The sequence below is a fragment of the Microbacterium sp. K35 genome (assembly GCF_004794375.1).
Classification (GTDB): Bacteria; Actinomycetota; Actinomycetes; order Actinomycetales; family Microbacteriaceae; genus Microbacterium; species Microbacterium sufflavum.
Genome location: NZ_SSDM01000055.1, coordinates 1 through 4,602, shown reverse-complemented (window position 1 = coordinate 4,602; position 4,602 = coordinate 1). Strand labels below are relative to the sequence as shown.

Annotated in this window: 4 protein-coding genes and 1 pseudogene; 3 read left to right on the top strand and 2 right to left on the bottom strand. The window is 72.8% G+C overall.

All coding sequences use genetic code 11. The features are described from left to right. Both DW299_RS18780 and murQ read left to right on the top strand, forming a co-directional pair. Positions 1-304, top strand: a pseudogene (locus tag DW299_RS18780) (ATPase); the annotation flags it as partial. Beyond that, complete coding sequence (gene murQ / locus DW299_RS01480; RefSeq protein WP_136029015.1) at positions 294-1,229, top strand: N-acetylmuramic acid 6-phosphate etherase; 936 nt, start codon at positions 294-296, stop codon at positions 1,227-1,229. The pseudogene DW299_RS18780 and the gene murQ, both read left to right, overlap by 11 nt. A 39-nt stretch (positions 1,230-1,268) precedes the next feature. Here murQ and DW299_RS01475 read toward each other — a convergent pair whose 3' ends face one another. Beyond that, positions 1,269-3,257 (bottom strand): primary-amine oxidase, encoded by a 1,989-nt coding sequence (locus tag DW299_RS01475; RefSeq protein WP_205814308.1) that lies wholly within the window; start codon positions 3,255-3,257, stop codon positions 1,269-1,271. A 94-nt stretch (positions 3,258-3,351) separates the two neighbouring features. Continuing rightward, on the bottom strand, positions 3,352-3,936 hold the full coding sequence (locus DW299_RS01470) for a TetR/AcrR family transcriptional regulator (protein ID WP_136035382.1): 585 nt from the start codon (positions 3,934-3,936) through the stop codon (positions 3,352-3,354). Between the two features lie 65 nt (positions 3,937-4,001). Between DW299_RS01470 and DW299_RS01465 the strand changes: the two genes are divergently transcribed. After that, positions 4,002-4,541: a hypothetical protein gene (locus DW299_RS01465; protein WP_136035381.1), complete on the top strand. Its 540-nt coding sequence runs from the start codon at positions 4,002-4,004 to the stop codon at positions 4,539-4,541. Positions 4,542-4,602 lie beyond the last annotated feature (61 nt).

Genomic DNA, 4,602 nt, shown 5'->3' with positions numbered 1-4,602 from the left:
GGCGACCCTCGCCCCGCTCGTGCTCGACGCCGCCGAAGCCGGAGACGCCGTCGCCGCCGCGATCGCGACCGAGGCCGTGCGCCTTCTCACCACCAGCGCGGTCGCCGCCTCCGCCGTCACGACCGACGTGGCCGTGCACGGCGGGCTCGCCGATCACGCCTGGTTCCGCGACACCCTGAGCTCCTCCCTGCGTGCGGCCGGCCGTCGTGTCGTCCCGGCGCGGGGCGATGCCCTGGCCGGCGCGCTGCTGCTGACCCGCCGCGTCGACCTCCCTCACGAAAGGTTCGTGCACCGTGCCGAATGACGACTCCCGCCTCGCCGCCCTCCTCTCCGTCCTGGAGACGCTCGACACCGAGGCGTCGACGACCGAGCGCGGCGACCTCGACCTGCTCGAGACGACCGAGCTCGTGCGCCGCATGAACGCCGAGGACCGCCGGGTGCCCGAGGCCGTCGCCGAGCGGACGGCCGAGATCGCCGCCGCGGTCGACGGCATCACGGAGCGGTTCCGCCGCGGGGGACGCCTGATCTACATCGGCGCGGGGACGGCCGGGCGCATCGGCGTGCTCGACGCCAGCGAATGCCCGCCCACCTTCGGCACCGACCCCTCCATGGTGGTCGGCCTGATCGCGGGCGGCGAGACCGCGATCCGCTCCGCCGTCGAGAACGCCGAGGACGACGAGGAGGCCGCCGGAGACTCGCTGCGCGCGCTCGACCTCACCGAGCGCGACACGGTGGTCGGCATCTCCGCGTCCGGTCGCACGCCGTACGTCGTCGGTGGGCTCGAGTACGCCCGCAGCGTCGGCGCGCTGACCGTGGCGATCGCGTCGAACGCGAACTCGGCGATCGGCGCGGTGGCCGACATCCCGATCGAGGTCGTGACCGGGCCCGAGTTCATCTCCGGCTCCACGCGCCTGAAGTCGGGCACGGCGCAGAAGCTCGTGGTCAACATGCTCACCACGCTCTCCATGATCAAGCTCGGCAAGACGTACCGCGGCGTCATGGTCGACCTGCTCGCCACCAACGAGAAGCTGCACGCGCGGTCGATCCGCACCGTGTCGCAGCTGTCGGGGGTCGGCGTCGACGAGGCCGCCTCGGCACTGCAGCAGGCGCAGGGCTCGGTCAAGCTCGCCCTGCTCATGCTCGCCACGGCTGCTCCCGCCGAGACCGCCGCGACCGCGCTCGCCGGTGCCGACGGCATCCTCCGCGACGCGATCTCCGCCCTCGCCTGACCCCCGCCCGCTACTGATGCGGGCGGAGGACGCGGCTCGTCAGTGGCCGCAGGTGCAGTCCGCCCCGCCGCCGCAGCACAACGAGGCCGCGGCGCCGCCGTGGGCCTGCGACGACTCGGGCACGTCCATCGCCGGGTTCTGGTCGAGGAAGCCGTAGGGCTTGAACCAGAAGCCCGCATAGTCGACGGGCATGATCGGCCAGTCCTCCGGGCGCGGGAAGTGCGTGAGGCCGAACGTGTGCCACAGCACCAGATCTTCGCCGTCGATGCGACGGTCGCCCGCGCTGTACTCGGGGAGGCCGGAGCCGCCCTGGTGCGCGTTGGGGTAGCGGCCGGCCGGCCAGATCTGCCCGTGCTCGTAGCGCGTCGCCCACAGGTGCTTGGTCGCGAACGTCGCCCGCGCCGCCACCGACGAGGCGGGGTCGGCCATCAGCAGTGCGGTCGGCTCCGGCACCAGGTGGTAGGCGGTGGGGCGGCCGACGTGGTTCGTGTGCGAGGCGCTCTGCACCTCCCACACCCGGGCGACCGAGGTGTCGGCCTCGCGCTGTGCGGCGTGCTCGGTCTCCAGCACCGTCTCCGACCAGGAGAACGCGTTGCCGAAGGGGTTCTCCGGTCCCATCGGCACCCGCTGCGCGTCGACCTCGACGAGCCGGTTGTCGGAGCCGTCGATCGCCACGTCGAGCCGGGCGCAGAAGAGGTGCTGGTGCACGGGGGCGAACACCCCTGGCGCGAGCTCGGTGGCGTGCTTCTGCCGCACGCCCGGCTCCCCGGCGCCCGCGAACACGATGCCCGTGGCCTTGGCGACCACCTCGATCGAGCCGTCCAGTCCGAAGTTCCAGTAGAAGCCGTAGTCGTAGTTGCCGATCGTGGAGAAGTACGACACCACGAAGCGCCGGGAGCGCCGCACGTCGGACCGGCCCGCGAGATCGGTGTGCTTCCACAGGATCCCGAAGTCCTCCTCGTGCATGCAGATCACGTCCGGGATGCGCACCGGGTGGCCGTGGTCGTCGGCGACGTAGCCGTCGAGGTAGCGGATCACGCCGAGGCAGTCGCACCCCAGTTCCAGGTGGTTGGCGTTCTTGCCGAGCAGGTACTCGCCCGCGTCGAAGTAGCTGATCCAGAATCGCCCGGGGGCCGTGTCGCCGTAGGGCACCACCATCTCGGGCACGCTCGCGCGGTGCAGCACGGAGCGCCCCTGGAACGAGACGTCGTGCAGCACGAGGCCCTCGCGGGCGTTGAAGCCGACGCGCATCGACCAGCCCTCCCACTCGACGAGCGAGCCGGACACGTGGAAGCTCGTGCCCTGCGGCTGGGTGATCTCGATGGGCATGAGCGTCGTGCGCGCCTCGCCCTGCACCTCGGGGTAGTAGTTGCCGTGACCGGCGGGCACCGGCACATCCCCCTCGTCCTCCACGCGGATCACGCTGTTCGCGGTGAGGTCGATGTGCACGATCAGACCCTCGACCGGGTGTGCCCACGGCGAGTCGTTCTCGTCGTACTTGAGGAAGGTGAGCGAGCGGATGACGCGGCGGCCCACCTCGTCGGCGCGACCCGTGTAGCCGGGGGCGAGGGGGGAGCAGAACGCGAGGTCGATGTGCTCCGCGAGGCCCCGTCGCTCCATGGCGGCCCGCCACTCGGGCGACGCCTTCGCGATGGACTCGGCCCGCTCGTACTCCTCGAACAGGTACTGCGGCTGACCGTACGGCGGGGCGTCGTTGGGCACGCGCTCGCTGCGCACGATCTCCCCGCGCGTGATCGACACGATCACCTCGGTGGCGACGCCCGTGGCGGTGTCGAGCAGCGTCACGTCGGCGCGGCGATCGATGGGGGAGCCGGGGCTCCACGCCGCGAGCTCCTCCTTGGTGGCCTCGTCGGGCAGCAGCATCGGCACGCGGGTGGTCTCGGTCATCAGTCCGGCCGCCTCCAGCACCGCGCGGGCGGCGGCGATCTCGGCACCGGTGAGCGGGTCGAGCGGGTGCGGAACCGCGATCTTCTCGACGGAGACGGGCTGCGGGGCGTGGTGGGACATCGTCGACCTCACTATTTTCGAGCGAACGCTCAAGAAACGGGATGGCACGATGATAGGCCGCGCGGACGCGGGTGCACAAGCGCCGGCTCGCGGGTCAGGCGCGCCAGGGGGCGAGGATGCCGTCGAGCACTGCGAGGTGGGCCGCGGCGGGCTGCGGCTCGGTCACCTCGACGATCTGCTGGCCGTACGTGATGGAGCGCAGCAGTGCCATGACCGCCGCGGTGGGCGTTTGCGGCCGCAGCTCTCCGTCGTCGACCGCCTCCTGCAGGGCCTCGCAGATGCTGTCCTGCCAGGTCGCGAGGGTCGGGGAGGCCGCGTCGGGTGCGGGGGCGAGCGTGGCCAGGCGCCCCCAGAACCCCACCACGACGTGCGCCTCGGTGCGGGTGCGCTCGTCGACCGGCAGCACCTCGCGCATCAGGGCGTCGAGGCGCGCGAGGCCGCGCAGCCCCGCGGTGGCCTCGGCGATGCGCTGGTCGGTGCGGCGGGTGACCTCGGCGGCGGCCGCGCGGACGACGTCGTCGAACCCGTCGAAGTAGTGCCACAGCGAACCGGTGGCCACCCCGAGCTCCTTCGCGACCGCGCGGGAGGACACGCTCTCGTGGCCGTCGCGGGCGGCGACGGCGAGCAGCGCCTCGGCGATCTGCCGGCGGCGCTCATCGTGGTCGACGATGCGGGGCACGTGCCCATCCTCTCGTAGACGGTCGGGTCTAGCGATATTGAGCGCTCGATCAATATACTGCGACCGTGGAACCCCTCGTCCCCGCAGCACCGTGGCTGATGGCCGCGGCCGCGCTCGTCTCCGCCGTCGCGTGCGTGGCGGCGTGGCGGGCGGTGCCGTGGCAGGGGAGGCAGTCGGCGCTGGTGATGGCCGCCGGGATGCTCGTGCTCGCGATCCCCGGGGTCGACGCCCTGACGCGGCTCGCGCTCGGCGCGGTGCTCCTGGTCTCCGCAATGCTCGGCACCATGGGCGTGCGCGGCACCGCGGCCGCCGCCACCTGCTGTCACCGGGCGCTGGTGTCGCTCGTGATGGCGGTGTGCGCGTTCGACGGATCCGTCGTGGTCTCCTCGGTCGAGCGCGCCGTCACGCCGACCGGCCACGGCGGGCACGGCCTCGGGGGCGTGCTCTCGGCGCTCGTGATGATCGGGGTCGCCGCGGTCGTGCTGTGGACCGTGGCGGCGGCGTGGTTCGTGCCTCCGCTGCACCACGGTCGCACCGGGCGTCTGCTCGCCACGGAGTCGTGGGCGATGGCCGCGGGCGTCGCCGTCATGTGCCTCGGCTTCTGACCGCGGGGCGGGCGGGACCCGGGCGACCCGACCGGGCGGCTCAGGTGCGCGCGGCCGGGTC

Excerpts from the sequence above, each read along its gene's own strand:
- DW299_RS01475 (WP_205814308.1), bottom strand. The coding sequence starts at position 3,257 with ATGTCCCACCACGCCCCGCAGCCCGTCTCCGTCGAGAAGATCGCGGTT.